A 26,559-nucleotide genomic window follows, 5' to 3' on the forward strand; every position below is an offset into this window, starting at 1 on the left:
GGCTGTTGCTTCGCTACCCACATCATCTCGCGCCGGCACGTGAAACCAAACCTGCGCCCAGACGTTTCTTTTTCATCATAAATCACAGAAGTGAGGAGGAAAAAACATGATGGATTGGAACCGTATCGAAGGAAACTGGAAGCAGATGAAAGGCAAGGTGAAGGAACAGTGGGGTAAGCTCACTGACGACGACCTTGACGAGATCAATGGCCGGCGGGAACAGCTCGAAGGCAAGATCCAGCAGCGATACGGGATCGAAAGAGACCGCGCTCGCCGCGATATTGACGATTGGTACGACCGTCAGACGTGGCATTGAGCAGGAGAATGCCAGGACAGATAGTTCGACGAAAGCTTGATCCCCACACATGGGCCCTCATGCCCCCTTCGTTGAGCGTTTACGCATTCTTTACACCTGTCGATGCACTCTTTGGCAAGCGCGACATGTACCGAGTAACGCGCATGGCAAGCAAAATTCACCCGCTTCGGCGGGTGTCTTTTTTGCCCGACCGTACCGAATCGGCCGCAACTGGCCTCGTCTACATCACTAATATGTGTTTTTACCGGGCCGCTCTTTTGGACCTTTCGGAGAGCATTTCCCAAAATTTGCCCCGCCATCACCCCGGCGGGGTCTTTTTTTACCGCGGCATGAATACGGTCCGGCGGTGATCCTATCTCTCACCATGCAATCTTTCAAATTGCTCAGCGGACTTTATGGGTCTTGGAAGGCGCACGCTCCTCCAAGCGGAACCATCTTCCGTCCCTTGGCTTTCTTCCAGGTAACCGAGAAAAAGCGAGAGAGAGGCAACCACATGGCGTCAGACGACACGAAAAACCACGCATCCGGCAAGAGCGAGCGGCCGCAGCGATGGGAATGGCCGAGAGGGTCTCGGCCGACCTATCCAAGGCCAGCCAACGACAATTCCGAAGAAGACCGCGATCCGGGGCAGGACGGTGAATGATCCATCCGTAGAGGGGTTTGCGTGTCCTACGCCGAAAGGTGGATCAGGGCCAACCCTATGCGCATGTTTGCCTAAACATTCGAAATAACTAATATAAATGGGCAGTCACGCACTTTTTACTTCCCCGCCACACTCCTCGTGGCGGGGCTCTTTTCCGGCCCATGCCGGCCGAATGTTCTAGAGCCGGATGATTTCAGATCGAACCGATCTGAAATCAGAATCCGTCTCTACATCAGAAAAGTTGGAGCGGGATGTCGCTCGAAAACCGCGCACACTTTTCGGCATCCCGCTCTGGCGTGCTTTCAAAATCAGGTGGTCCATGAACGGCAATCAGGTAGCCGATGAACGGCGCGCGTCGCGCTGGAGGAAGGCCGTGAGCTGGTACAAGACAGGCTATGATATCGGCCGAATGGTCGCAGGCGCTCCCGGATACCGCGCTGTCCTGCCCGCTCTGGGCATGACCGACAGCGAGATTAAGGACTGGCTCGACGGCCTTCTGGACTGTCTTGCCGACCAGCAGGCGACCGTGGCAGCCGTCAAAACCTCGATCGACATCCGGCCTGCTTTGAACGGCGCGGCCGAGTATGACCAGAATGCAGGGACCTACAAGGGCGCCAAAATCACCTTCGACCCATCCCTCTTTCCCGATAACAGAGTGGAAGTGGTCATCGGGTGATAATGCGGGCCGCCCCCTCTACAGCGCAGTGCGTCTTATCAGACGCACAAAAGGTCGCTATAGCGCTTTGAATTGCTAGATCCGTCCTATCTTTTCGAGCTTCAATCTGGCACGTAGCTTCTCAGCGTAGCCGAGCGCCAGCGTCTCGTTACTGAAGATTTCCGTCTTCTCGACGCCGCCTTTCATCAAACGCACGAACCATTCGTCGTGGCATTCGACGATCTCGATCCTCGCTTGCGCGTTCTCTGAAAAAGGAATTGCGACCTGCATGGTTTCCATCCTGCATCCGGGGCGGAAGCAGAAGTTCTTTGAACCGGCGATGCCCCTTAACCCTTATCGCCGACGACAGAAGCATAAGCCTGAAAATCGCCGCATGTCGAATGGATTGTGCCGATTGCGCCAAAAATCGACATCAGGCCCTTCAGTATTTATGGGCTTTTTCCCGAATGTGAGTGCTGACGACCCCGACATCCGATACGGCCACAAGCGGCGCTGATCGCCTTCCCAATTTTGGACAATCTTCAAGCGCCATTGTTTCACCACGGGATTGGGTTACACCAATGGCCGTAATTCGCCGCTCGTGGCGAACTTCGCCCTATTGTCGCCAGATCTGTCACTTCAATCAGGCGCGAACATCGCCACCCGGAGCATTGCGTTGAACGTCGCCCTCACGCGTCAACAGTCACAGTTTACGACCAGCCAAGAATTGCCCGGAAGGCTCCCCTATCGCGCAGATATCGATGGACTTCGCGCAATCGCCATCCTGCCGGTGGTGCTCTATCATGCCAAGATTCCCGGCTTTGCCGGCGGCTTCGTGGGCGTCGATGTCTTCTTCGTGATCTCCGGCTTCCTGATGGCATCGTTGATCGGCGGCGAGATCGCCCGGGGCGAATTCAGCCTGCTGCGCTTCTATGAACGGCGAATCCGGCGCATTTTCCCCGCGCTCTTCGCCATGCTGGCGCTGACAGCGGTCGTCGCATGGTTCCTTTTCATGCCCGTCGAACTCGAATATTTCGCCGAAAGCATCAGGGCGGCCGCCCTGTTCTTCTCCAATATCCAGTTCAAGACCGAGAGCGGCTATTTCGACATCGGGGCGGAGATGAAGCCGCTACTTCATACCTGGTCGCTTGCCGTTGAGGAGCAGTTCTATATTCTCTTCCCGCTTCTGCTTCTGGCGCTAGGTCGCCTGGATCGCCGCCGCACCGCCGCCGCACTTATCGGGCTGTTCGTCCTGTCGTTCGCAGCTAGCGCCTGGTACGTGTTTGCATCGCCTGTCTCCGCCTTCTACCTGTCGCAGTTTCGGGCCTGGGAACTGCTGCTCGGCGCCATTCTTGCCCTTGGCGTCGTTCCGGCGCCGTCGCGCCCATTTGTGCGCCAGGCTCTCGCCGCGCTCGGCATCGCCCTGATCGCGCTTGCCGTCTTCGTCTATGACGAACGCACCCCTTTCCCCGGTCTCGCCGCCCTGGTTCCCTGCCTCGGCGCGGGATTGATCATCCATGCCGGAGCGGGCGCCGACAGGCAATTCCCGACGCCGATCGGAAGGGCACTGCAGGCACCAGCCCTCGTCTTCATCGGGCTGATTTCCTATTCGCTCTATCTCTGGCATTGGCCCCTCATCGTCTTCACCCGTTATATAACCGGCCATGACCTAACGCCGGTCGAGGGCGGCGCGATCGTTATCGCCTCGATCGCGCTCGCAACGATCTCCTGGCATTTCATCGAGCGCCCTTTTCGCGGCCATGGTGGCTTTTCCCGCCGCCTGCCTTTGTTTGCAACAGCGGCCGCCGTGACGGCGATAGCGGTCGCCTTTGGCTCCCATGTTATAGGCGAAGCCGGCGTGCCCGACCGCCTGCCGCCCTCCGTGCAGAAGGTCTATGACGCCACCTACGATAACAGCCGCTTCGGCGGCCCCGACTGTTTCATCGAAACGGATGGTACTGGTCCCACGCAGGCCGACGTCCGTGCCGGCAGGTTCTGCGAGCTCGGCAGGAAGGGCGCGGCCAACCCTGCCTTTCTGGTCTGGGGCGATTCCCATTCCGGCGCCATGGCGCCGGCGATCGATGTCGCGGCAAGCGAGGCCGGCGTTACCGGGCTTCTCGCCGCGCATGCTTCCTGTCCTCCCCTTCCGGGCGTCACGCTTACATCCCACGGCGGCACCAGACGATGCGAGGAGTTCAACACGGCGGTGCGCGACCTCATCACCCGGCGCCACATCCCACTTGTCTTCCTGATCGCCTACTGGCCGAAATATGTTCACCAGAGCGAGCTGCCGAACCAGGGCGTCTATTTCGATCCCTCCGTGCCGCCGCCGATTGCCGATAAATCCGCCTCCATCACCCAATCCCTGGACCGCCTGATGGCGGACCTGAAGCGGCAGGGTACAAAGGTGGTCCTCGTCATGGATGTCCCGGAGATGGGCCATTACGTTCCGGAGGCGATGGCGAAAGCGATGATCAAGGGCGCTTCCACCGATGTTGCGCCGCCATGGGACTATATCGCCGAGCGTCAGGCCCTTTCCCGCGCTATCCTGGCGCGCTTCGCCAAGAAGTACGGCGCGACGATCGTCGATCCGCTGCCGGCATTCTGCGGCAACGACCGCTGCAACGCGGCCAGAAATGGTATCCCTCTCTACCGGGACTCCGATCACATCACCGCCACGGCTGCCCGAAGCCTTAGTTACCTCTATCGGCCGCTGTTTTCGCCGCAAGTCTCGCAGGTGTCGGAGCCGCGTGGCTCGTTGATGTAGTTCAGCGAGAGGAATTCCGGCTGAGACCGTTGGACTCGCTGAGGGGCAATCTCGAAGCCGACATGGGACCCGCTGACGATCCGCCCGATGTCAATTCCGACCGTTGGTAGGATTTCCTCTCGGCGGCAGATCGTCCGGCCTGATGACAGGCGTTTCGCCGATATCGGGCGCCGGCCTGACCATCTCGCGATCACCTGTATTCGGTGGCCTCAGGACGCCATTGCAGACATCTAGCTTTTCGCTCAGCGTCCAATTCCTGCCGCGCATCTCATCCTGAGACGCCGGCGGATTTGCCTGACACGCCTCCCGGGACCATCGGGCGGGGGCGGTAAAACCGTCGGACGACAGAGACGCGAGCACGAAGGTAGCCACCACTATTCGCGACACCGTAAACTGTCGCATGGATATGAACCCTTGGCGGGTCATGACGCAGTCTCCTGTTCACCAACGGCAGGGCTCGGCTTTGGTTCCCTGGATCGCCCCCGATCAGGCAATTAAAGGGAACACATGCCGTCTGTGGTCGTTGAGCATATGTCGCCACCTCAAAAGGGAGACACATCATGACCAAGACGAATGCGAAAGAACTGGAAAAACGCACGCAGCGACAGGTGGAAAATACCAGCGCCGGTGGCCATCTCGGCGGAACCTATTTCGGACAGGCGCCGGACGGCAAAACGGTTTCTTCATCGACTAATGACAGCGCAAAATCGCGCTCCAATGATGGATAAATCAATCAACGACAGGTCGCCTGTCCGAATGGGCAGGCGTCGCCAATCCACACTCCGTCGCGGGGACTGCCTGGCGCTTCGGCAATGTCGTGGCAGCCATTTGAACTCATTCGAAGCGATGGCTTATCGATGTCGGGACGGCCGTCCGCAAGGATCGTTTACCAGAGGCAAAGACTCAAAGAGATTTTATTTGAATGCCGCAGAGGCTGCTGGTTAACTGGCCTTCATCAGGAGGCACCATGAGAAATCTGATTTTTGCCGCTGCGTTTCTGCTCCCGTCCGCCGCTCTTGCCGTCCAGGCCGTGGAAGTCAACGCCCGCTCCTATACTTGTAACCAGATTGCGCAGATCATCCGTCAATCCAAAGCTGTGTTTGTCCGCATAGGCATCGGCGGCCGCAGCTTTCGCTATCCGCCCGCCCGCTGCAATCCGGGTGACAAGCGCGTGACTACAAGTTTTCGCGATGCCACCGGGCAGCTTTGCGTCCTCGACTATGCTTGCGACTATGATCCGGAATCGATCTATAACAGGATAGATTAGCGTAGCAGGCTAAGGCATGGCGGGGCTTCGTATTTTGCGTCTGTAATGCTCAATCATTCTCTTTCCTGTTCCTGGTTGGTGATGCTCATGAGCCGACAGCGCCCACCATCAATAGCCAGACACCATGCGTCGGCGCTAAAGCCTGTCGCGTGAAAAGAGAATCACGCGACAGGCTTTAGCTATTGTTTTCCATGCATGTCGTCGGCGCAAAACCGCTGCACACTTTTGCGCGACATGCAGTAAAAGTGGGCAAGCCAGGTTCAATCTGTCGGAGAGATCATGGAAAGCATTCTGACAATCGCGCTGATGCTGCTCGCAGCGCACTGGGTGTTCGACTATCCTCTGCAGGGTGAGTTCCTGGCCAATGCCAAACGATCAGGCCCGTTGCGCGTTTATCACCTGATTGCCCATGCCGGTATGCAAGGTGCGGGTGTGGCGCTGGTCACCGGAAATATATGGCTGGGGTTACTCGAATGGTTGGCCCACGCAGTGATCGACGAGGCAAAGGTAAGAGGGAAAACGACCCTCGCCCAGGACCAGGCGCTTCATATCGCGTGCAAGGTTCTCTGGCTCGCCTGTCTCATCGTGTTCGGCGCGTTCTCGGCTGGGCGGTAGTCATCATCTTCATCATTCTGATGTTCGCCGTCAGCTCTATCCCGGCCTGGTGGCCGAGATGACGCATTTGTCCTGCTGACACGGCGGAGCGGCTGCATCTGATGCCATCGACCCTTTGCGCCTTCACAATCATGGGCGTTCAAGCGGGCATCGCGATAAAACAATTTTTGGAGAGGCCTCTATGCGGGTTGTAGCTTGGCAGGCCCCGGGCCGGTAAGAATGGCATATCCGATCCTGCATCAAGGAGACCATCATGGCTCAGCCCGCCCTCTTCAAACCGCTCCGCATCCGCAATCTCGACCTGGTCAACCGGATCGTGATCGCGCCCATGTGCCAGTATTCCGCCGAGAACGGCTGCATGAACGACTGGCATCTGATCCACCTCGGCCATCTTGCGCTTTCGGGAGCTGCGTTGCTGACGATTGAAGCCACGGCCGTGCTGCCAGAGGGGCGCATCACCTGGGCGGATGTCGGGCTTTGGAACGACGAGACCGAGGCTGCCATGCGCAGGACACTGGAAGGCATCCGGCACTGGTCGGACATGCCGATCGCTATTCAGCTGGCCCATGCCGGCCGCAAGGCCTCGACACAGGTGCCGTGGGTGGGCACGGGGCAGTTCGCTCCGGGTGATCCCCACGGATGGGAGACGGAGGCTCCCTCGGGCATTCCCTTCGCCGAGGGCTATTTTGCGCCGATGGCATTGGATCGCGACGGGCTGAAGCGGGTTCGCGACGCCTTCGCCGCCTCGGCCGTCCGCGCCGGACGCCTCGGCATCGACGCGATCCAGATCCATGCCGCCCATGGCTACCTTCTGCATCAGTTCCTTTCACCGCTTTCCAACAAGCGCGATGACGAATATGGCGGCTCGCTCGAGAACCGGATGCGGTTTCCGCTGGAGGTCTTCGATGCCGTGCGCGCGGCCTTTCCTGCTGAAAAGGCGGTTACCATCAGGGTTTCGGGTACAGATTGGGTGGAAGGCGGCTGGGACGCCGAGCAGACGGTTGCCTTCGCCAGGATGCTGGAGGTGCGCGGCTGCGATGCGATCCATGTCTCAAGCGGCGGCCTGTCTTCGGAGCAGCAGATTCCGATCGGGCCGAGCTATCAGGTGCCGCTCGCCCGCGCCGTCAAGTCCGCGGTCAAGATACCTGTGGTTGCCGTCGGATTGATTACCGAGCCCGAACAGGCCGAAGCGATCGTCGCGACCGGCGATGCCGACGTCATCGCGCTGGCGCGCACGATCCTCTACGATGCACGCTGGCCATGGCATGCGGCTGCCGAACTGGGTGGACAAGTCCGGGCTCCCAAGCAATATCTGCGTTCCCAGCCTCGGCAGTTCAAAGATCTGTTCGTGCCGCTCTGACCCCGTGAAGAGCGCCTGAGGCACTGCCTGGCCCATACCGAGAGTGGGGCGGCCGTCGATCCCGACATTCGAGCAATGCCACGAAAAGTGCGAAGCGGTTCTCCATTCGGAATTGCGAAAAAACACAAGATAAGAAGCGGTTCTGCGTTTCCATGAAAAGGCGAACCGCTCCATTTGCATTTTGCTGTTGTGGAAAGCGGCAGGCCCGCGGGACGTGGCAACCTACCCGCGGGCCGCGCGCAATGGTCGGAATTTACGCCGTGAGGATATACACGATCCGGAAATCATCCGGATCTACGATCACGATCCGACCATCGGCTAGGACGAAGAAGCGATAGGACTTGTACTGCGGTACGATCTCGACAATCCGCGGCGGCAGCGGCTCAAGCGTCACCGTTTTCGGAATGGTCGTCCCGACCGAAACGTCGAAATCGACCTTCTCGACCGGTTTCACGTCGACTTCCTTGACTACCTGACGAATCTCGGTCTGCTGTTCGACGTTAATGTCCACATTGGTCGAGGACGTGGTGGTCTTGTCGGGCTTTTCAGCCTGCTTTGCGGCCTTGCCCGTATTGCTCTGATCGCCGGAACCGGTCGGCTTCTGCGCCTCGCCTGTTGTCGTGTCGGTCTTATTCGAACCGGAGCCGTCCTGCGGCTTCACGTTCTGACCGGTCGATTGATCCGTTCCTTCGGGCGCCTTCGGCTTGGCTTCCTTCGAGCCGGAGGCAGTGCCGTCAGGGGCGATCTTGGTTGCACTTCCACTCGTTCCGGATGTGTCACCGCCTCCGCTCTGAGCGGCACCATTCTGCGATCCGGTTGTGCCTGTGGCGCCCTTGTTACCCTGGGCTCCGCCATCCGTAGGTTTCATCGGCTCCTGGGAAGATCCGGCCGACCCCTGGGACTTCGGGAGGATCTGTTCCTGCGCCATGGCGCCGGTCAGACAGAATGGCGATACGCTGAGCGCGAGTGCAGCCAGGAAGGTGGGTAGAACATTGCGGGTCATTTCTAACTCCTCTTTCGGAATTCCATGCTTCGGACGGGAGAACGGCGGATGGTGCTGCACGTCCGGGACGGCATCCCGGTTGCAAGTGCCGCACGCAACCTGCCGTTCATCGGCAGACACGTGTCTCTGTGACGACGATCCTGCCGTGGCGCCAGCGCTCAACCGACCGCGTGTAGCAGCGGGCGCGGTAGTAGCGCGGACGATCCCAGTAACGGTACGGACGATATCCGGGGCGATAGTAGCGAGGGCCGCCATCGTAGTAGTCGCGGTAATAGCGCGGTCCATCATCGGTGGTGATGATCAGCGACGCGGCCTGTGTTGGCGCAACCGCCGAGGTCAGTGAAGCAACGGCGACCGCTGCGACGATGAACAACTTCCTCATGTTTTCCTCCAATACGGTGCCCGTTACACGTCTGGTGGCGCGGATCTGGCATCACCGCTTTCTGGAGCGGGATGCTGCGCGTTTTCGGGCAACATCTCGCTCTAACTTTTTGATCGAGAGGGTTTCGGGTCGATCCGACCTGAAATCATCCGTCTCTCGGCAGATCAGGGAGGCTGCGATGCGTCTCCCGGCAGTCGCTCATGTCAGTTGATAACCCGGATAACCTTCCGCGAGGAAGGCTCGACGATCACCCGCTCGTGGTTGACTATCGCATAGGCATATTTCGGGTTATCTGGAACCGCTCTGATGACGACGGATTCAGGCAACGGTCTGCCGACAGCGATCCTTTCCTGCACAACGACCGGCTCGGCCGGCATCGGCTGCTCCTGAACGTAACTCACGACCCTCGGCGGGGGCGGATCGATGGCGGTGCCTACGATTGCGCCGGCCACGCCGCCAACTGCGGCTCCGACCGGACCGCCGACGATGGCTCCGGTGACCGCGCCACCAGCCGCGCCATTCACGGTGCTCTGCTGTGCATAGGCACCGGTCGCAAACAGCCCGACCGCCGTTGCGGCAATCGCAATCAGTTTCATCCTCATGACTTGCTCCTTTCCCATTTCTTCAGGAATTGGATCGGCGTCTATCAGGTGCCGGCAAACGTGTCGGCGAGGGTGTGACGCGAGACCAACTGTTCGTCTCCAATTCCGTCTGTTTCGTTGACTCAGCTACCGCTTCATCGAGCGAGGTAGCTTACCGTCAAACGTCGACCCGATATTACCGTTCCCGCACTAAGGCTTCAGTCCGCCGCGCCTCAGACTTTGGTCCGAAGGGCCTAGGACCAAAGTCCCGTGCGATGCGTGGTAAAGGTCTGAGGGGGCTGGATTTCCGTAACCGTGAACAGTCGCCTCCGTTCATCTGTGATACCTTTGAACTGGAATCCCGATGAACGAAAGCGTTTATGAAGTACGATGATTGCTAATGGCTGCAATCCTATTGAGCTGCGCTTTCCCGGCGGTGGCCGCGGTCCTAGATTGAGGGTGCGGCCGACCGGTACGGACGGTTCAGACGTAATTTCAGGAGACGATGATGCCCCCGCGCGGGAAGCTGGTTTCGATCCTCTGTTGCGCGGCGATGAGCCTGTCGCTGACGGTGATGCCCTACACGATCAAGATGGGCAGCACCTCGGTCGAACTCGTCGCCAAGACAGCCACCGCCAAGGATGGCAATGGAAATGGCGGCGGGAATGGAAACAGTGGAGGCAATGGAAAGGGCGGGGGAAATGGCGACGGTGGCGGCAATGGAAATGGTGGAGGCAACGGCGGCAACAACGGCAAGGGTAATGACGGCGGAGGAAATGGAAGCGGGGGAAACAATGGCGGCGGGGGAAACGGCGGCGGCAGCGGGAATGGCGGCGGTACTGGGGGAAGTGGCGGCGGCAAAGGCTCCGGTGGAACCGGAGGTCCAAGCGGCGGCTCGCAAGGAGGATCCGGCAGAAGCGACGCAGCACAGGGACAGCGGACCGGACGCGCAGCTGTCGAGGACGACAGCGGTTCCATGTCGGTCCGTCACGCCAATGGCATGAGCGAAGCGATCAGGAGCGGGCGCTACGTCATGAAGGACAACAGAGGCCGCACCATCATTGATCGCGGCGCCACGGCCGCCGATCGCAGGCGGCTTCGCTTCTTCATGCATTAGAGCGGGATGCCGAAAAGTGTGTGCGGTTTTCGGGCGACATCCCGCTCTAGAGCAATTCCAGGAAAAGTGCGAAGCGGTTTTCCGTCCGGAATTGCGTAAAAACAAGTACTTAGAGCGGTTCTGCGTTTCCATGAAAAGCTGAAACGCTCTAACTGCTTGATTTCGAGCCGGATTCAGATTTCAGGTCGACTCGACCTGAAATCATCCGGCTTCTGGGACGAGGAACGTCGCCGAGGATGGCGGAGGTTGAAAGACAAATGAGCGTCGCGGTTTCCCGCGGCGCCCCTGCATTCCAGATCTGCGCATCAGCCTTGCCGAAAACCCATCGAGGTCAAGTTTTAGATATCGCTGTCGTCCATGCCGCCATCGTCCGCGCCGGCATTGTCTTCCGGACCCTCGTCCGCGTCGCCGCCGGCGAACATGCTGCTGATGGCATTGCCAAGAACTACGCCGCCGGCGACCCCCACTGCGGTCTGCGCCGCAGCGGCGAGAAAGCCGCCGCCGCGCTGCCGGCTGAAACCGCCGCCGGAGCGACCCCAGGGGCCGGAAGGCTGTCCATACTGCGGATAAGCGTCGTTGCGTGCCATGGGGCGAGCGGGCGCCATCTGCCCGCCGCCAAAGAAGCTCGACAGGAACCCGCCCGAACTCGGCCGCCGGCTGAGCTGATATTCGAGTTCTTGGATACGGGTTTGCGCGGATGTCAGCGCCTGCTCCTGAATGACGATGGTTTGCGCCATCAGGTACGGAGCAGCGGGACGAGCGTTGATCCGATCACGGATCAACTGTTCGGCTTCTGGATCGCGCGGGCCGGATTGCGCCTCCACGCGGGCAATCTTGTCGAATAGGCTTTCGATGGCCTGGCGGTCGTTATGATCCATATCGGGGGCTCCTGCTTGAAGAAAGAAAGGCGGGGTGCGCACGCGCCGGATCCGGGATCCTTCGCGTGTTGGCCTGCCCTCCGTATACGGAATTCGCGGCCGACTTATTCCCGCGACAATGGGATCACGTTCCCGTGAAGATGTGATCAGAACGCACTGTGCGGCTCACTTGGCGTCGTCTTTCGCACGCCGATTCTTGCAACCTCCGGGATTGTCCTTATGTTGCAACCATCGTTGTCAACCACACAGGTCTCCTTTGCTCCTCGAAATAACCGTGGTCGTTCTGCTGACCATTCTGAACGGCCTGCTTGCGATGTCCGAACTCGCCGTCGTTTCCTCCCGTCCCGCACGCTTGAAGGTCTTGTCCGACCAGGGAAGCCGGGGCGCCCGCCTTGCAAACGAGCTCGCTGAACATCCCGGACGCTTCCTGTCGACGGTCCAGATTGGCATAACGCTGGTCGGCGTTCTCTCCGGCGCGTTTTCCGGCGCAACCCTCGGCAACCGCTTCGCGGGCTGGCTGGCCGAACAGGGTCTCTCGCCCACGCTTGCGGATGCCTTTGGCGTGGGCCTGGTCGTTGTCGCGATCACCTATCTCTCATTGATCGTCGGCGAGCTGGTGCCGAAGCAGATCGCGCTGCGTGCACCGGAGGCGGTGGCGAGCCGAATGGCTCCGGCGATGATGATCCTCTCCAGGCTGGCCTCCCCTCTTGTATGGCTGCTCGACGGTTCGGGGCGTCTTGTCCTTAGACTTCTCGGACAGTCCGGAAAGGCTGAGGAAAGCGTCAGCGACGAAGAAATCAAGACGATCCTGGCAGAGGCCCAGAGCGCCGGCGTCATTGAAAACGAGGAATCGGCCATGATTTCCGGCGTCATGCGCCTTGCGGATCGTACCGCGAGAGCGCTGATGACACCTCGGCTCGACGTCGAAACCATAGACGCCGACGACAGTTTCGAGGAGATCCGCGCGCAGCTCCATCGCACGAACCACTCGCGGCTGCCCGTGCGTAAGGGAAGTTCGGACGAGGTGCTGGGCGTGCTCTTCGTCAAGGATTTTTACGATACGGTCTCTGCGACCGGGCACGCCGACATATTGGCGCTCATGCGGGAAGCGCCTGTCGTATCCGACCTTTCAACGGCTATCAGCGTGATCCAGGCCATCCGAAAGTCGCCGACGCACATGGTGCTGGTGTTCGACGAGTATGGCCATTTCGAAGGCGTCGTGACCTCCGGGGATATCATGGAGGCGATCCTGGGCGCCTTGCAGGAAGGGCCGGCCGACGAGCAGGCGATCGCGCGCAGGGATGACGGATCCTACCTCGTATCCGGCTGGATGCCGATCGACGAATTCACCGCGTACATGAATTTCCCGCTCCACGAGGAGGTCGAATATCAGACCGTCGCCGGGCTGGTCCTGGAGGAAATGAAGCATCTGCCGGAACTTGGGGAAAGCTTCACGAAGAATGGATGGCGCTTCGAGGTCATCGATCTCGACGGGCGACGCATCGACAAGATTCTTCTCGCGCCCGCTGACGCCGACGCGTAGGGCGGCCTCGATGATCCGGAAATCATTGCCGATTTCATGGTAATGGATAGGGGAGCAAGGGGGGAGAATCCTCATGGCACAGATCCGAAGCAACCTCTCGCGGCCGCCGATGAGGAATTCAGTTGTATTGAATGCGCGAAAGGCGCATGGTCCATCCTTCAGCAGTCATTTTACGGGCGCTGCTGATTGAGGGCCACCACACCCTAGCCCTGACGAAAGGAGGACAGATGTCTTCCGAACTCGATCTCCCCTGCTTGTGCTCAGCCGACCTCAACATGCTTCAAGACGTGCTGGAGAAAGGTGGCTTTGACGCCGATACCTTGCTTCGCGATGAACAGCTCTTCAATGCCGCTGCAATCCTGATGATTAAGCTTTTTCAAGAGGGGACAACGTCGCCCGAGGCTCTTTCGCTGGCGCTGGAAAGTCACTTTGGAAAATTGACGCCAGCGCGCAAAGCGGTAACAGCGCTCGCCGAGCGCCACGCGATCCAGCGGCTGCCCAGCTCGGATCAGGTAGCCACTTAGGTTGCTACCAAAGGCTGCATCGACAATTTCGTGTATCAGAAACTTTCAGCCGCCTTTCTTTCTGAGTTCAAGGCCGAGCGTCGACGCCGTGCCGGACTTGACGTCGCCATCTACCGCGCCGTGCGTCTTAAAAGACGCACAATGGTCGCTGTAACACTTTGAATTACTGCATGGTCTTATCCTTAAGTCCGCTCCGATTTAAGGAACCACGCAGGAGTTCTTCCGCAACGATGCAGTCGGGGTTCTTCCAGCTGGCATCGATCTCGACTCGAAGAGGAATTGATCAATGGCCAAAGGACAGATGATGGGCAACCGCGAGGCGCGGAAGCAGAAGCAGAAAAAGGCGCCTATACAGGCGCTAAGCACGTTTGCGGAACAAATCAAGATCGCCACGAAAAGCAATCCGCAGGCCGGCAAATACAAGAAATGAGCCGAGCAGGGAATGGTGCTTAAGACTTACGGTCGTTCATGGTGAGAGCGGCCGTGTACAGTCATGTTTCACAACAACAAGGATACCGCCACGATGATCACTCGTCACAGCATCTACCACTTCAACTATCCGCTTTTCCTGATCAGATCAGCCGTCGTTATAGCCTTGAGCTTTTCGGCGTTCGTTGTCCTTCATGGACTTATTTCGTGACAGTACCGCGTTTCACGATGCCGCATGAGGAAAGTCGGGCGTCCTACAGCGCCGTGCGTCTTTTCAGACACACAAAGGTCGCTGTAGCACTTTGAATTACTGCATGTTTCTACCCTTAAATCGGTTCCGATTTAAGGATACATGCGGTAGACCCGCCTGACCATATCTGCCATTGAGCGGGCCGGCGTTCAGAAGAGCCCGCAACAGTAGCCGGTGAAGCCATGCTATTCGGCGACCGCTTTTTTTCTTGCGCCGCGTGATTGTGTCTTTTGTTTCGTTTCGCCACCTTGCGACTGCTTGATCCGGATCCTGAGCGGGCTGCCTTCACGCTGTTCGATGTCGAACTGTCCGGTCTTCCGGACGAGATCGCTCAGTTTCTTGAAGCCGAACGTCCTCGGATCGAAATCCGGCGCCAGGTTGAGAAGCAGTTTGCCGACCGTGCCGAGATTGATCCAGCCGTCGTCCGTATCCTCCTGGGCCAACACCTTTTTTATGAGCGGCGCGGCGGCACTGAGCGGCTGCAGGGACTTGTCACCCGGCACCGCATCGCCCTCGTCCTTGATCTTTCCCGGCAACAGGTTCTCGGTATAGACAAATCGTCGACACGCCTGCCGGAAGCTCTCTGGAGTCTTCTGCTCTCCGAAGCCGAAGACATCGATGCCCTGCTCACGTATACGAGCCGCAAGCCGCGTGAAATCGCTATCCGACGAAACCAGGCAGAATCCGTCGAAACGCCCGCTGTGCAGCAAATCCATCGCGTCGATGACCAGGGTAATGTCGGAAGCGTTTTTACCTGTCGTATAAGCGAATTGCTGCTGGGGAATGATCGCATGCTTGGCCAGGATGTCTGCCCATCCCTTGGAGCGCGTCCCGGAAAAGTCGCCATAGATGCGGCGCACGCTCGCTTCGCCGATCTTGGCGACTTCCTCGAAAAGCCCGTCGGCGATTTTGGCCGAGGTATTGTCCGCGTCGATCAAGACGGCCAGACGCGGTGACCGTGGTTCAGATGGCATGATGCTGATGCTCGCAGTTCAAGAATTGTCGCAGTTCGCCATGGCGTTTCGCCCGCGCCGAATCCTGAGGATCTGTCGCAACCCGTATGATGCAGCGTCGAGCATATCTTGGCAAAATTTGGTCCGGGCGGCTATCTGTAGGCATGGCGCTCCAAGAACCACGTCGGCGACCGCAGCTCCGATTCCCGGGCGAGAAGGGTGCCAAGCGCGTCGGTTTCCATTGCAGACGCTTCCTCCGACCTCTTCAGTCCAACAAAAATCATCTTGGTCAGGTCGTGTATCCGCCCTTCTTCGGGGAGGTTGAAGCGGCCTTGCGAGCTTGCGTGAAGCAAGTCGGCGAAAACATAGAAGAATTCGGGTTGGAAACTCGGCGCGGTCTTGCTGCAGATATCCTCGGCGACCTTGGCAACCGGCTTTTCCGGGCCGTCATAGGCGCCGATGACGGCATTTTGTGCGAAGCCTGAGGTAAGCAGATTGAGCATGCTGGGAGAGAGTTGCCGGATATTCCCGCTTTTGCGATCGACCGTTCTCGCCGTGAAATTCCTGTATATTCCGTCAAGAGCACCACGGAAAAAATAGCTGGAGCATCCCCTTGTTATATAAACGGCGCGCCATTGGAATATCGAATATTCCTCGCATGGAAGTTTGCCAAGCCGTTTCATACATGCCGCAAATTCATCTCGATAATCGACAAGGCTCACCTTGACTCCAAGATCTTGCACAAGGCACCCGGAACCAGGAGTCATGTTCGGTGGCAGACAATCGCTGTTCGCGTTCCTTCCTGCTATTTCGGCCGAAAACCACAAAGATCAATAGCAGCCTTGCCCTGATTGCGTTTCAAGCCTATGCTGCCTGCATCGATCTTGCTTGACGATCTTTGTTCCGCGCGGAAGCGCTCCACGAATTTCCCTTTCAACTTCGGTCAGAATGCTGCTGCGCACGCTGCGTGGCAGAATGCAAACTTATGTTCGATTGAAGGAAAATCGTCATGAATACAGGTACGGTAAAGTGGTTCAACGCGTCCAAGGGCTTCGGTTTCATCGAGTCCGATAACGGCTCGGCGGATGTGTTCGTTCACATCTCTGCTGTCGAGCGCGCAGGCATAAGCAGCCTCTCCGACGGTCAGAAGATCAGCTTCGACATCGTTCAGGACAAGCGGTCCGGAAAGTCCTCTGCGGACAACCTGCGCGTCGCCTAATGAATTTCATCGCCCTTGACCACGGATGTACTGGCAAGGTGACGATGGACTGAAGGCCGGCTCTGACCGGCCTTTTATTTTCCGATCAGAGAGACGGCATCCTTTTGATCCGCCTGTTCGCGCGAGCAAGCGGAATGATTCCTATTTCACGAAGGAGTTCCTTTGCAGGTTTTAGTGAGAGACAACAATATCGACCAAGCCCTTCGGGTTCTGAAAAAGAGAATGCAGCGTGAAGGCGTATTTCGCGAGATGAAGATGCGCTCGGCTTATGAGAAGCCCTCGGAAAAACGTGCCAGAGAAAAGTCCGAGGCCATCCGCCGTCACCGTAAGCTCGCTCGAAAGAAACTGCAGCGCGAAGGTCTGTTGCCCGGTCCGAAAAAGAAGGAGGTGCGTTTCGGCGCACGTCCAAGTGCCTGAACATTCACCATTTCCTGGCTCCGCTGTGGCGGAGGTCGACCGGTTCCAGTGCGAGGATGTGGAGAGCAAGCTCTTCATGGTCGTGGAATTCCGGGCCGCCGCCACCGGTGGTACAGGTGCGCCCGCAGTGACGAACTATAGGACCTCCGATGGCTGGCCGGTGAGAGCGCTGAAGGATGGCACCTTTCAGATCGCTAAAACAGGAGAAATCCTGCATCGCCTCTAATGCATGTCGCGCAAAAGTGTGCAGCAGTTTTTCGGCGACGACATGCATGAAAGACAACGAGCTAAAGCCCGTCGCGTGAATCTCTTTTCACGAGACTGGCTTTGGCTCACGATGATTTGCGTCGAATCGACTCAGATCGGCAAAGTTGTCCGCGGTGTCCTCAGTCCCCAGGAAGGCAGTAATGGCGTTGGCAGCGCACATTTGTCCGATCCCTTTGAGCATTTCGCATGAAGGATCAGGCAATGCCAAACCTGATAATTCACCTTGCCATATCAGGGTTAAGAGAGAGGGAAGAAATGCAGGGCGGCAAATCAAAGAAACACGATCCGCGTCTCGTCGCAGGCGGAGCGGAATATGATATCGGCTACTTCATGAAGAAGCACGGCCTTTCGATCGCGGATGCCGCGCGTATCATCAAACAGCATGGCGCAGATCTCGATGCCGCCGACAAAGCCGCAAGAAGGCTTACGGCGTGAAGCCTCCCGCTGCCTGAGAACCACGCGAGAGCCGTCCACCGGAAGGGGACAGGAGGTTGCGACAGCCTGACTCCTGTTTGCCGGTCGGCACTCTTTGCGAAAATCAGTCCCCGATGCTCGGACCTTTCCGCTACGCCATGGATGCGCGTATGGCCTCGGGGTCATCCCCGGACCGGAACAGCACCTGGATAAACTCGGGGCGCAGACCGTCGGCACGCCGTGCAGCTATTGCATGCAGTCCGGCAAGAAGAGGTACGGTCTCGCCGGACCGCGATTCCGGACGCGCCGGGCGCACATGCGAGAGATAGCCGTCCGGGCGCACGAGGAGCGCGTCGAAGCCGGCAAATGGCCCGTCATGGGCGGGTGCCAGATCGACGACGGTGACCTCGCCGGCAACGCTGACCGCCGCCCCGTCCCGTGCATATTGCAGTTGCACCCAGCGACCACCTTCCAGAAGCCGGTAGAGCGTCGTGTCAAGGCCGTTTCTGAGGATAAGGTCGGCGTCGCAAAGATGACGCCCGCTCACCCCCTGCCGATGCTCCCACAATCGGGCTGCCGCGAAAAGTGGCTCCGGATAGGCATTGCCGAAACCGGACACCGCGTCAGCAAATTGGCGGTTGACATTGGGAGCCTGCGGAGGCTCCTCCATGCCGCTCCTGAGCGCAAGTCCCTCGGGATCGAACGCGGCGAAGCGGCCAATCTGGGCGAGCGCATTGTTGCGGAATGTCTCGCCAACTGGCCAGCGCTCGCGTTCGTAGGTGTCGAGCAGCGCTTCGGCCGCATGCCCCTTGATGACGCTTGCGAGTTTCCAGCCGAGGTTCATCGCGTCCTGAATGCCGACATTCAGGCCCTGCCCGCCCATCGGTGCATGGATGTCGGCGGCATCGCCGGCAATGAAAATCCGGCCCTTGCGATAATGGGTGGCAAGCCGTGTCTCACCGGTGAAGCGCGAGAGCCATATCGGGTCGCGTGGGCGGAAATCCGTGCCCGCAATACGGCTTGCAGCAGCCGCAAGCTCATTGAGCGACAGCGGGATCGAAGGCACGGCATCGGCTGTCTGTCGATCGACCATGGCGAGGCGGTGATGAACGCCGTCTCCGAGTGGCGCGACAAGCAGAGCCCCGGCCTTATTGACGATGGTGACGATCGGCTGTTCTGGCGGCTGTTCTGGCGGCTGTTCCGGCGGCGCGTCCAGAATGACATCTCCCAGTACCACCGTATGCTGGGCCGGGTCGCCCGGGAACGCGATGCCGGCGGCTTCCCGCACGACGCTGCGGGCGCCGTCGGCGCCGACGACGTAGCGCGCGGCAAGGCGGAAGGACGCCTCGCCGTTATGGCCGTCGATGATGACGCCGTCGGTATGCTGGGTCACCTTCTGGACGCGGTGGCCGCGCCTGATGTCGGCGCCAAGCTCCAGCGCACGGTCCTCGAGCAGTTCCTCGGTAACCGCCTGCTGCAGGAGGAACATCTCCGGAAAACGCGGCTCCGACTCCGAGAAGTTCAGGCGCGTATCGAGCGCGCCGAATTGCCCCGCCGATGTCGGCTGGCCGCGGGAAAGGAACCGTTCGGCGAGGCCGCGAAGCGCGAAAACCTCCATTGTGCGGCTATGGATGGAGAGCTCGTGTGATTGGGTAGCGCGCTCCACGCGCCGCTCCAGCACAGCCACCTTCACCTTTGCCAAGGCCAGTTCCGAGGCGAGCCACAATCCAACCGGCCCGCCGCCGATGATGACAACGTCGAATTCGTTACGCATGATTCAGAATCTCACCTGCTGTATCTGGTTCTCGAGAGGGAGCGCTCCGATTTTCCGGAAGCCGCAAAATCGGGTTCTGCGCGCAGGAGCGCGATGTCATCAGGGCTCAACCCGAATTCCAGAAGCCGCTCATCCTCGATGGCTCTCATCCAGTCGCGCACGCGCTGCTTTCCGGGATCGTCCTTGGCGTGCACGATACGGCGTACCAAGCTGGATCCGCCTTTGACGCGCTCAACCAGACGGACCGCAAGACCTTGCTTGTTCATCGTCCTTCTCCTCAATCGGACATCGACTGCCTGGAACGGACAGCCTGGTCCGTTCCTCGCGAACGGAGCCTCTGCCGGCATGGTTGCGTTACGGTTTCGAAGCGGAGGATTTGCAGTTTCATCTGAAATCGGGGGAGCCCGGCAGCGCGAAGTTCCCGGAAGCGGCATTACCGAATTGGCGAAGTTTGCTCCTTTGCTGTCCGGGTAGCGCGATGCCATACGAGACGTCCGCGTGCTTCAAAAGGTTTCCGCCGTAACCGTCCGAAGCGGAAATGAAATGAAGCTGCAATCCCCACCCCCAACGCTCCATGCCGCAATCAACCGCAGATCAGGAGTGTCTTGCCATGCATACAGCGTCAGCCGAAGGAAGAGAGAGGATGGCCGCAAAGACGGACTCGGTCTCCGACAAACCCGACGTCCTGAAGCGCATTGAGGCCTATAAGCGGCGCGAGATCGACGAGGCGATCGAGAGAATATCCCGGCTGGAGATGCGCAGGCTCGCCTTCGAAGCGCCTCCCCCACGGGATTTTGTGGCCGCGATCGATGCGCATCTGGCAGAGGGCCGGCCGGCCCTGATCGCCGAGATCAAGAAGGCAAGCCCATCCAAGGGGCTGATCTGCTCGGATTTCGATCCACCTGCCCTTGCCCGCGCCTATCGCCAGGGTGGCGCCACCTGCCTCTCGGTGCTGACGGACGCGCCCTCATTCCAGGGGCATCCGGATTACTTGTCGCAGGCGCGCGAGGCGAGCGGCCTGCCGGTTCTGCGCAAGGATTTCATCTTCGATATCTATCAGGTCTATCAGGCGCGAGCCTGGGGTGCCGACTGCATCCTCGTGATCATGGCAAGCGTCAGCGACATGGTCGCACGGGACCTCGTCGATTGCGCCTATGATTTCGGCATGGACGTGCTGGTCGAGGTACATGACGAAGACGAGCTAGGGCGCGCCCTGCCGCTGAAGACCCGGCTTGTCGGCATCAACAATCGAAATCTCAGGACCTTCGACGTATCGCTCGCCACTACCGAAACGCTAGCCCCCCTCGTGCCAGCCAACCGGGTCATCGTCGCCGAGAGCGGCATTTCCGGTCACGCCGACATTGAGCGGCTCGCCAAGGCAGGAGTCAGTACCTTCCTAGTCGGGGAAAGCCTGATGCGGCAGAAAGATGTGACCGAGGCTACCCGCACCCTGCTCTTCGGCTGACTGACCCGGCGCAGCAACGACCTCGTTGACAAGGAGCCATGTTCAAAACCAGCAGTGTTGCCCCACGTCAACTATCTCAGTGTCGACGAGGACGATCTATCGATGGCGACGATCCTATCCTTGAGCTGTTAGAGTTCCGTCTGGCTTTTGAACTTATCGACGCCGTTATCCTTGGCTGCACTGTGCAGCCTCGGACTTAACAGAGCTTTCCTGACGCTCTCCGTCACAGTTCGAAAGGATCGGTCGCATTTCTTACATCTGGGGTTGCCTGGAACGGACCCTTTGGGACCTCCGGCGGCTTCTGGGCAGAAAGAGCCTTATCGACTGCTTTCTGACAGTTGATCATTTCATCAATAGCGCGAGCCGAGCCCTTCAGTCTGAGAGCTGCCACTTGTTTGCCATTGAAAGTGGCCCGCATCGCGAGCTTTCTACTGAATTCGTCAGCAAAGTTAGGATCACTGGTAACGACAGACAGGAAATTCGTGCCGCTGAAAGTGAGGGCTCTTGCTGTGGCGTCCCAAAGTGGATTTCCGTCGAATTGGATTTTAAGCGGGTAGTCTTTCCCTGGCTCGAGCGATTTCCAATTTGGATTTCCCAGGGCCAGGTAAATGCTTCGTTGAGCATTGGAAAAGTCGAAGCCCAGGCGCAGGGTTGTGCCTCCTTCATATACCGTCGACACGAAGCAGGCGTTCCCAAGGGACGGATCCAATAGCACGCTCCATCCGCCAACGTCTTTCCAGGGAATGGTCTCTACTGCATGGGCCGGTGCCGCGCAAAGAATACTCATAATTACGAACGCTGATACTCGCTTCATTCACGCCCCCGAGCTTACAGAGACAACGATACTTAAACGGGCAGAAAATACAATCTATGGAAGATAATAATGTACCTCGTCGAACTAACTTGCCCTTTGATGCCACGAGCAACTTGCCCGCTTCGACCGGACCCTACTCCCAAGCGTTCAGTTTTTAATGGAATCGCCGGTCCGCTCTAGTCATTTGTTTTGGCGCAATTCCGAACGGAAAACCGTTTTTCGCTTTTCCTGGAATTTGCTTAGCGAACGAGGAGCGCAGTCGCGTAAAGACCGAAACCGAAGACCGTGTGGGCAAGCAGGTTGAGCATGCGAACCTTGGTCGGATTGGGTGTTTTTGAGGCGGCCCAGCCGAGGCCGAGACCGGGTTGCAGGAGGAACCAGCCGGCGGCGACCGTTACGATGGCAAAAATCCAGGCCGGCAGGAAGGTGGGCGCGGCAAGCCAGTCCGCTCCGACAAGAAGCACGAGCAGGATGCCGTAGAGAATGCCGACTGCATAATGCCCGATCCAGCCAAGCGCCAGTTCATGGGAATAGGGCTCGGCGGCGTTGATGTCCTCATGGAACACCTGCCCTTTTCCCAGATGCCAGAACCAACGGCCGGCGGGCGCCCAGTTCGGCCAGCCCGTCACTGATGCCTTGGCAAGCACGATCGCCCAGATATCCATCAGGATGGTTGCGCCGATGCCGATAGCGATGGAGCGCCAGAAAATATCGAACATGTCATATCTCGTAAAATAGGGGACCAAGAGCATCCCGCTGCAATTTTGATGGAGTGCCGCATTCGAATGAACTCTTTCATTTCAGAGCATTTTTTCGCGTCCAAGTGAACCCGCTGGAAAGCGCTGCGCCCCGGAAATTATTCAGGCCCCGGCGCAGCTGCATGGACGGCAGCCCGAATGCTGACCATTGCGTAAACGACGCCGTCGGCCTGTTTCATCGGTAACTGCTTTCACGAAATCGGAAATATCGCAAAAGCGCGTATCCACCATCCTTGGCAGCCTCGATCGTATGAACTGGAGCAATTCCGTGACACCGATAGAAGATCTGCGCTCGAAGGCCGCGCTGCATCCGAACAGAATCGCGTTCATCGCCGGCGAGTCCATCTGGACCTATCGCCGCCTGCTGTCCGACGTCGAGCACATTGCCCTTGCCTTCTCAACGAAAGGCATTCGCAGCCGCGACCGCATCGTCCTGCACATGACCAATACGCCGCAGTTCGCGATCGCTCTCCTGGCATGCTTACGCATGGGCGCGATCGCCGTACCGCTCAACAACCGCTTCAAGGCGAAGGAGCTCACCTCGGTGTTGCAGCGCCTGGCGCCGACGCTCTACATCGGCAGCGCCCGTTTCAAGAGCGAAATGGCGATGGTGAGCCGGGACATCCTTCCCTACTCGGCCCGCTGGATCCTTTCCGACACCGAGGACGACGAGGGCTGCGAATGGCCCTGGCATGCGGACGGAGACGCCGAAATGCCCGACGTCCCGATCGACATCAACGCCCCATCCCTTCTCTTGACGACCTCAGGGACCACGGGAGAGCCGAAAATCGTCGTCCATACGCTTTCGACGCTGACGGCAATCTCAAAGACTTACCACAATTATGGACTTGAGGATTCCGACATCATGTTGAATGCCAGCCCGATGGTCCATGCCGGCGGCCTATTTGCCTTCCTGGCAAGCCTTTATCGCGCCTGCCCCATGGTGATTATCGAACGCTTCGACGCGGATGCGGTACTCGATGCGATCGAGGAGCATCGCTGCAGCTGGGTAAAGGGTCTGCCCTTCATGTTTGCCGCGATGATGGAGTGCCAACGCCTGCGGCCGCGCGACGTTCGCTCGCTGCGCTTCTGCGTCAGCGGAGGCGATGTCTGTCCGGCCGAGCTGCAGACGGCGTTCCCCTTCGTCTTCGGGCGTCCGCTGCACTCGATCTGGGCATCGACGGAGGCCTCCGGCTCGCTCGCTTTCGGCCGGCATGCCGGTGCGGTAAGCACGATCCCGTCAGATGGTGAAGTTCGGCTGGTGGACGATGCAGGCCGACCCGTAGCGATGGGCGAAACGGGCGAGCTGCTGGTTCGCGGGCCGAATGTCTCGCCGGGCTATTGGACGGGCGGCACCGGTCCCGACACGAGGACCGACGGATGGCTCGCCACCGGCGACATGATGCGTTTCGGCGAAGATGGCGACATCTGGTTTTCCGGGCGGAAGAAGAACCTCATCATCCGCGGCGGCTCGAACATCTCGCCGGTCGAGGTCGAACAAGCGCTTTTGACCCACCCAGACATTCGCGAAGCCGCTGTCTTCGGCATTCCCGATCACAACCTTGGTGAACGGGTGGCGGCATTCCTTGAAATAGAGCGTCCGGCGGGCAAGGAAACGCTCAACGCCATCATCGCCCATGCGCGACTGCAGCTCGCAGATTACAAAGTTCCCGAGCATATCGAAGTCACCGAGACCATTCCGAGGACCGCGACGGGAAAGATCGACCGCGGCGCGCTGCTCGCGCTGTTCGAGGAAATCCATCCGCTTCCCGCCGTACCCGGTCATTCCCGTATTGCAGATCAGCCGATCCCCGATCGCCGCTGACAAGAGCGGGATGCCCAAAAAGTGTGTGCGGTTTTCGGATCAACGCGATTCAAAAAGGAATAAATCGATGATTACTACAGCGTTCCGCATTGCCGCCATCATCCTCGGCGGCGGTCTGGCGGCTTGCGTGCTTTCCACCCCTGTCTTTGCCATCGGCAATGACAGCGAGATGACCCCGATCTGCAAGAAGGGGCAGATCTACGACAGGAAGACGAAGAAATGCGTCCGGCAGCAGGGTGCCAATATCTCCGACGACAACAAGGCGGACTATGCCTATTCGCTGACAAAGGCACACCGCTATGACGAAGCGCTCGCCGTACTGGATACGTTGCAGAACCCGAATACCGCCGAAGCGCTCAACTATCGCGGCTACGCCACCCGCAAGCTCGGGCGGACGGACGAAGGCATCACCTACTATCTCAAATCCATCGAGCTCGACCCGCACTATGCCAGGGTCCGTGAATATCTCGGCGAAGCCTACGTCATCAAGGGCCGCCTGGATCTCGCACGGGAGCAGCTGAAGGCGATCGGCGGGATCTGTGGCACCGGTTGCGAGGAATATCACGTCCTCAACGCGGCAATCCTGGATCCCTCCAGGATCTAGGACCAATATCTGGGATCGGGCGAGCCGGCAGGTCTTGTGCCGCCCGGCATCGAATGACAGATTTGCATCCGGCGACTCGGCCGCCTGGGCCTGGCTCCAGGTCTTCCCACCCTCGTTCGATCGTCAATCAGGGTCCATGCATGCTGGATAATTTCAATGGCTCCCTGGCCGCAAGAGCGACGCCCGCCACATGGGCAGGCTTCGTTGCCATGTGCGTCGGCATGTTCATGGCGATCCTGGATATCCAGGTCGTGGCGACCTCGCTGCCGACGATCCAATCGGCTCTCGATATCAATCCCGATGACATGAGCTGGATCCAGACCGCCTATCTCATCGCGGAAGTCATCGCCATTCCGCTCACCGGCGTGCTTACGCGCCTGCTCACCATGCGATGGCTGTATGTAAGCGCGATCAGCGTCTTCGTCCTTTCTTCGATCGGCTGTGCGCTGAGCGCGAGTTTCGGCGAGCTGGTCCTGTGGCGCGTCTTTCAGGGTTTCTCCGGCGGCACCCTCATTCCGGCCGTCTTCTCAGCGGTCTTCATTCTTTTTCCCGTGGACCGTCAAGTCACCGCCACAACGATTGGCGGCGTGCTGGCCGTGCTTGCGCCGACGATAGGCCCGACGGTCGGCGGCTGGATCACCGCGACCTATTCATGGCACTGGCTGTTTCTGATCAATGCCGTCCCGGGCATTGTTTCCGCGCTTTTCGCCGCCCGACTCCTGCCAAGGGAGGCCCCTCGTCTGGGAGAAATCGGCAACATCGATTTCCTTTCATTGCTCATGATGGCGGGCGCGCTGACCTGCCTCGAACTGTCGCTGACGGAGGCTCCTACCCTCGGCTGGCTCTCCGGCATCGTAACGGCGCTTCTGACGCTTTTTCTGATCCTGGGCATCGCCTTCGTCACGCGAACCCTGCGGGCTCGCAACAGGATCGTGCAGCTCGAAAATTTCTCCGACCGGAATTTCCTGATCGGCTCCGTCCTGAGCTTCGTACTCGGCATCGGCCTTTTCGGCTCCGTCTATCTCATGCCCGTCTTTCTGGCCTTCGTGCGCGGCCATGACTCCCTTGACATCGGTCGCACCATGCTGGTGACCGGCGTGGCACAGCTGATCACAGCACCAATCGCGGTCCAGCTCGAAAAACGCATCGATCCGCGCCTGCTCTCTTTCATCGGCTTTGCGGTTTTCATGGTCGGGCTCGCCATGAGCTCCTTCCAGGATCCGCGCACGGATTTCGACGCAATGTTCTGGCCGCAGGTCGTGCGTGGCGCAGCCATCATGTTCTGCCTGTTGCCGCCGACGCGCCTTGCGCTTGGCGCCTTGTCGAAAGATCGCGTACCGGACGCGAGCGGCCTCTTCAATCTCATGCGCAATCTTGGCGGCGCCATCGGCATTGCGCTCATCGACACGGTGATCTATACGCGCTCGCCGGTGCTCGGCGACACCATGATGGCCGAGCTCGCGCAAGGGAACGCCGAGACAGCCCGGTTCGTCGGTGTTTCCCTGGATACCCTGTCAAAGCAGGCCTCCGGCACCTTTACCGACGACACGATGGCTTTGCTCGACCCGATCGTCCAGAACGCTGCCGCAGCCCAGGCGATCAACGAAGCCTGGGGAATGATCGCGCTCCTGACGCTCTGTGCCCTGCTGCTCGTTCCGTTCGCCCGCAAGCCGGCGGCCGCGGCGGATATTAGGACTCATTGATGAGCGATCCGATCTA

Annotated in this window: 32 protein-coding genes; 20 read left to right on the plus strand and 12 right to left on the minus strand. The window is 59.1% G+C overall.

Features of this window, described 5'->3' with window-relative positions; translation table 11 throughout:
* Positions 1-109 precede the first annotated feature (109 nt).
* Both AAE029_RS12715 and AAE029_RS12720 read left to right on the plus strand, forming a co-directional pair.
* Positions 110-316 (plus strand): CsbD family protein, encoded by a 207-nt coding sequence (locus AAE029_RS12715; protein WP_371073512.1) that lies wholly within the window; start codon positions 110-112, stop codon positions 314-316.
* A 962-nt stretch (positions 317-1,278) separates the two neighbouring features.
* Complete coding sequence (locus AAE029_RS12720) at positions 1,279-1,635, plus strand: hypothetical protein (RefSeq protein ID WP_371073215.1); 357 nt, start codon at positions 1,279-1,281, stop codon at positions 1,633-1,635.
* Positions 1,636-1,710: 75 nt separating this feature from the next.
* On the opposite strand, the gene AAE029_RS12725 is transcribed toward AAE029_RS12720, so the two are convergent.
* Positions 1,711-1,905, minus strand: coding sequence for a hypothetical protein (locus tag AAE029_RS12725; RefSeq protein ID WP_371073216.1), 195 nt, complete (start codon positions 1,903-1,905; stop codon positions 1,711-1,713).
* Between AAE029_RS12725 and AAE029_RS12730 the strand changes: the two genes are divergently transcribed.
* Complete coding sequence (locus AAE029_RS12730; protein ID WP_371073217.1) at positions 1,904-2,131, plus strand: hypothetical protein; 228 nt, start codon at positions 1,904-1,906, stop codon at positions 2,129-2,131. The two genes, AAE029_RS12725 and AAE029_RS12730, sit on opposite strands and share 2 nt — an antisense overlap.
* Before the next feature lie 210 nt (positions 2,132-2,341).
* Complete coding sequence (locus tag AAE029_RS12735) at positions 2,342-4,381, plus strand: acyltransferase family protein (protein ID WP_371073513.1); 2,040 nt, start codon at positions 2,342-2,344, stop codon at positions 4,379-4,381.
* Between the two features lie 90 nt (positions 4,382-4,471).
* On the opposite strand, the gene AAE029_RS12740 is transcribed toward AAE029_RS12735, so the two are convergent.
* The gene (locus AAE029_RS12740) at positions 4,472-4,807 is read right to left on the minus strand and encodes a hypothetical protein (RefSeq protein WP_371073218.1); all 336 of its coding nucleotides are present in this window, start codon (positions 4,805-4,807) and stop codon (positions 4,472-4,474) included.
* A gap of 134 nt (positions 4,808-4,941) precedes the next feature.
* On the opposite strand from AAE029_RS12740, the gene AAE029_RS12745 reads away from it, so the two are divergent.
* The 4 genes from AAE029_RS12745 to AAE029_RS12760 all read left to right on the plus strand — a co-directional run bounded on the left by AAE029_RS12745 (position 4,942) and on the right by AAE029_RS12760 (position 7,623).
* A complete protein-coding gene (locus AAE029_RS12745) occupies positions 4,942-5,109 on the plus strand; it encodes a hypothetical protein (RefSeq protein ID WP_371073219.1) in 168 nt (55 codons plus the stop codon).
* A 239-nt stretch (positions 5,110-5,348) separates the two neighbouring features.
* Positions 5,349-5,648: a hypothetical protein gene (locus AAE029_RS12750; protein ID WP_371073220.1), complete on the plus strand. Its 300-nt coding sequence runs from the start codon at positions 5,349-5,351 to the stop codon at positions 5,646-5,648.
* A gap of 279 nt (positions 5,649-5,927) precedes the next feature.
* Entirely contained in the window at positions 5,928-6,263 is a 336-nt protein-coding gene (locus AAE029_RS12755) for a DUF3307 domain-containing protein (RefSeq protein WP_371073221.1), read from the plus strand.
* A gap of 253 nt (positions 6,264-6,516) precedes the next feature.
* Positions 6,517-7,623, plus strand: a complete 1,107-nt coding sequence (locus tag AAE029_RS12760) for an NADH:flavin oxidoreductase/NADH oxidase (RefSeq protein WP_371073222.1) — start codon at positions 6,517-6,519, stop codon at positions 7,621-7,623.
* Positions 7,624-7,876: 253 nt separating this feature from the next.
* On the opposite strand, the gene AAE029_RS12765 is transcribed toward AAE029_RS12760, so the two are convergent.
* The 3 genes from AAE029_RS12765 to AAE029_RS12775 all read right to left on the minus strand — a co-directional run bounded on the left by AAE029_RS12765 (position 7,877) and on the right by AAE029_RS12775 (position 9,610).
* The gene (locus AAE029_RS12765; RefSeq protein WP_371073223.1) at positions 7,877-8,626 is read right to left on the minus strand and encodes a DUF1236 domain-containing protein; all 750 of its coding nucleotides are present in this window, start codon (positions 8,624-8,626) and stop codon (positions 7,877-7,879) included.
* 106 nt (positions 8,627-8,732) lie between these two features.
* A complete protein-coding gene (locus tag AAE029_RS12770; protein WP_371073224.1) occupies positions 8,733-9,008 on the minus strand; it encodes a hypothetical protein in 276 nt (91 codons plus the stop codon).
* Between the two features lie 203 nt (positions 9,009-9,211).
* Entirely contained in the window at positions 9,212-9,610 is a 399-nt protein-coding gene (locus tag AAE029_RS12775; protein WP_371073225.1) for a DUF1236 domain-containing protein, read from the minus strand.
* 484 nt (positions 9,611-10,094) lie between these two features.
* Here AAE029_RS12775 and AAE029_RS12780 point away from each other — a divergent pair, with 484 nt between their 5' ends.
* The gene (locus AAE029_RS12780; protein WP_371073226.1) at positions 10,095-10,706 is read left to right on the plus strand and encodes a hypothetical protein; all 612 of its coding nucleotides are present in this window, start codon (positions 10,095-10,097) and stop codon (positions 10,704-10,706) included.
* 338 nt (positions 10,707-11,044) lie between these two features.
* On the opposite strand, the gene AAE029_RS12785 is transcribed toward AAE029_RS12780, so the two are convergent.
* Positions 11,045-11,584: a DUF2076 domain-containing protein gene (locus tag AAE029_RS12785; protein WP_371073227.1), complete on the minus strand. Its 540-nt coding sequence runs from the start codon at positions 11,582-11,584 to the stop codon at positions 11,045-11,047.
* A 256-nt stretch (positions 11,585-11,840) separates the two neighbouring features.
* On the opposite strand from AAE029_RS12785, the gene AAE029_RS12790 reads away from it, so the two are divergent.
* From AAE029_RS12790 to AAE029_RS12800, 3 genes are all read left to right on the plus strand, one after another.
* Positions 11,841-13,127, plus strand: a complete 1,287-nt coding sequence (locus AAE029_RS12790) for a hemolysin family protein (protein WP_371073228.1) — start codon at positions 11,841-11,843, stop codon at positions 13,125-13,127.
* A gap of 227 nt (positions 13,128-13,354) precedes the next feature.
* On the plus strand, positions 13,355-13,651 hold the full coding sequence (locus AAE029_RS12795) for a hypothetical protein (protein ID WP_371073229.1): 297 nt from the start codon (positions 13,355-13,357) through the stop codon (positions 13,649-13,651).
* A gap of 286 nt (positions 13,652-13,937) precedes the next feature.
* The gene (locus tag AAE029_RS12800; protein ID WP_371073230.1) at positions 13,938-14,081 is read left to right on the plus strand and encodes a hypothetical protein; all 144 of its coding nucleotides are present in this window, start codon (positions 13,938-13,940) and stop codon (positions 14,079-14,081) included.
* 434 nt (positions 14,082-14,515) lie between these two features.
* On the opposite strand, the gene AAE029_RS12805 is transcribed toward AAE029_RS12800, so the two are convergent.
* A complete protein-coding gene (locus tag AAE029_RS12805; RefSeq protein ID WP_371073231.1) occupies positions 14,516-15,304 on the minus strand; it encodes an NYN domain-containing protein in 789 nt (262 codons plus the stop codon).
* 131 nt (positions 15,305-15,435) lie between these two features.
* On the minus strand, positions 15,436-16,110 hold the full coding sequence (locus tag AAE029_RS12810) for a hypothetical protein (RefSeq protein ID WP_371073232.1): 675 nt from the start codon (positions 16,108-16,110) through the stop codon (positions 15,436-15,438).
* A gap of 182 nt (positions 16,111-16,292) precedes the next feature.
* On the opposite strand from AAE029_RS12810, the gene AAE029_RS12815 reads away from it, so the two are divergent.
* The 4 genes from AAE029_RS12815 to AAE029_RS12830 all read left to right on the plus strand — a co-directional run bounded on the left by AAE029_RS12815 (position 16,293) and on the right by AAE029_RS12830 (position 17,621).
* Positions 16,293-16,502: a cold-shock protein gene (locus AAE029_RS12815; RefSeq protein WP_371073233.1), complete on the plus strand. Its 210-nt coding sequence runs from the start codon at positions 16,293-16,295 to the stop codon at positions 16,500-16,502.
* Between the two features lie 162 nt (positions 16,503-16,664).
* Positions 16,665-16,919, plus strand: coding sequence for a 30S ribosomal protein S21 (rpsU, locus tag AAE029_RS12820; protein ID WP_371073234.1), 255 nt, complete (start codon positions 16,665-16,667; stop codon positions 16,917-16,919).
* Positions 16,912-17,145: a hypothetical protein gene (locus AAE029_RS12825; RefSeq protein ID WP_371073235.1), complete on the plus strand. Its 234-nt coding sequence runs from the start codon at positions 16,912-16,914 to the stop codon at positions 17,143-17,145. Before rpsU ends, AAE029_RS12825 begins: the two co-directional genes overlap by 8 nt.
* Positions 17,146-17,387: 242 nt before the next feature.
* Complete coding sequence (locus AAE029_RS12830) at positions 17,388-17,621, plus strand: DUF3606 domain-containing protein (protein WP_371073236.1); 234 nt, start codon at positions 17,388-17,390, stop codon at positions 17,619-17,621.
* A 130-nt stretch (positions 17,622-17,751) separates the two neighbouring features.
* Here AAE029_RS12830 and AAE029_RS12835 read toward each other — a convergent pair whose 3' ends face one another.
* The gene (locus AAE029_RS12835) at positions 17,752-19,374 is read right to left on the minus strand and encodes an FAD-dependent monooxygenase (RefSeq protein WP_371073237.1); all 1,623 of its coding nucleotides are present in this window, start codon (positions 19,372-19,374) and stop codon (positions 17,752-17,754) included.
* 11 nt (positions 19,375-19,385) lie between these two features.
* Entirely contained in the window at positions 19,386-19,640 is a 255-nt protein-coding gene (locus AAE029_RS12840) for a hypothetical protein (RefSeq protein WP_371073238.1), read from the minus strand.
* A gap of 377 nt (positions 19,641-20,017) precedes the next feature.
* On the opposite strand from AAE029_RS12840, the gene trpC reads away from it, so the two are divergent.
* Positions 20,018-20,839 carry an indole-3-glycerol phosphate synthase TrpC gene (gene trpC, locus AAE029_RS12845; RefSeq protein ID WP_371073239.1) on the plus strand — a complete coding sequence of 274 codons (822 nt, stop codon included), beginning with the start codon at positions 20,018-20,020 and terminating at the stop codon, positions 20,837-20,839.
* Positions 20,840-21,062: 223 nt separating this feature from the next.
* Here the strand turns inward: trpC and AAE029_RS12850 are convergent, their stop codons facing one another.
* Together AAE029_RS12850 and AAE029_RS12855 are read right to left on the minus strand one after the other, a co-directional pair.
* On the minus strand, positions 21,063-21,653 hold the full coding sequence (locus AAE029_RS12850) for a hypothetical protein (protein ID WP_371073240.1): 591 nt from the start codon (positions 21,651-21,653) through the stop codon (positions 21,063-21,065).
* 239 nt (positions 21,654-21,892) lie between these two features.
* A complete protein-coding gene (locus tag AAE029_RS12855; protein ID WP_371073241.1) occupies positions 21,893-22,372 on the minus strand; it encodes a DUF2938 domain-containing protein in 480 nt (159 codons plus the stop codon).
* 307 nt (positions 22,373-22,679) lie between these two features.
* Between AAE029_RS12855 and AAE029_RS12860 the strand changes: the two genes are divergently transcribed.
* The 3 genes from AAE029_RS12860 (at position 22,680) to AAE029_RS12870 (ending at position 26,543) form a co-directional block, all read left to right on the plus strand.
* Positions 22,680-24,236 carry a class I adenylate-forming enzyme family protein gene (locus AAE029_RS12860; protein ID WP_371073242.1) on the plus strand — a complete coding sequence of 519 codons (1,557 nt, stop codon included), beginning with the start codon at positions 22,680-22,682 and terminating at the stop codon, positions 24,234-24,236.
* Positions 24,237-24,303: 67 nt separating this feature from the next.
* Positions 24,304-24,840, plus strand: a complete 537-nt coding sequence (locus AAE029_RS12865) for a tetratricopeptide repeat protein (protein WP_371073243.1) — start codon at positions 24,304-24,306, stop codon at positions 24,838-24,840.
* 140 nt (positions 24,841-24,980) lie between these two features.
* On the plus strand, positions 24,981-26,543 hold the full coding sequence (locus tag AAE029_RS12870) for a DHA2 family efflux MFS transporter permease subunit (protein WP_371073244.1): 1,563 nt from the start codon (positions 24,981-24,983) through the stop codon (positions 26,541-26,543).
* Positions 26,544-26,559: the final 16 nt, after the last annotated feature.

The sequence above is a fragment of the Sinorhizobium sp. CB7 genome (assembly GCF_041357635.1).
GTDB lineage: Bacteria > Pseudomonadota > Alphaproteobacteria > Rhizobiales > Rhizobiaceae > Rhizobium.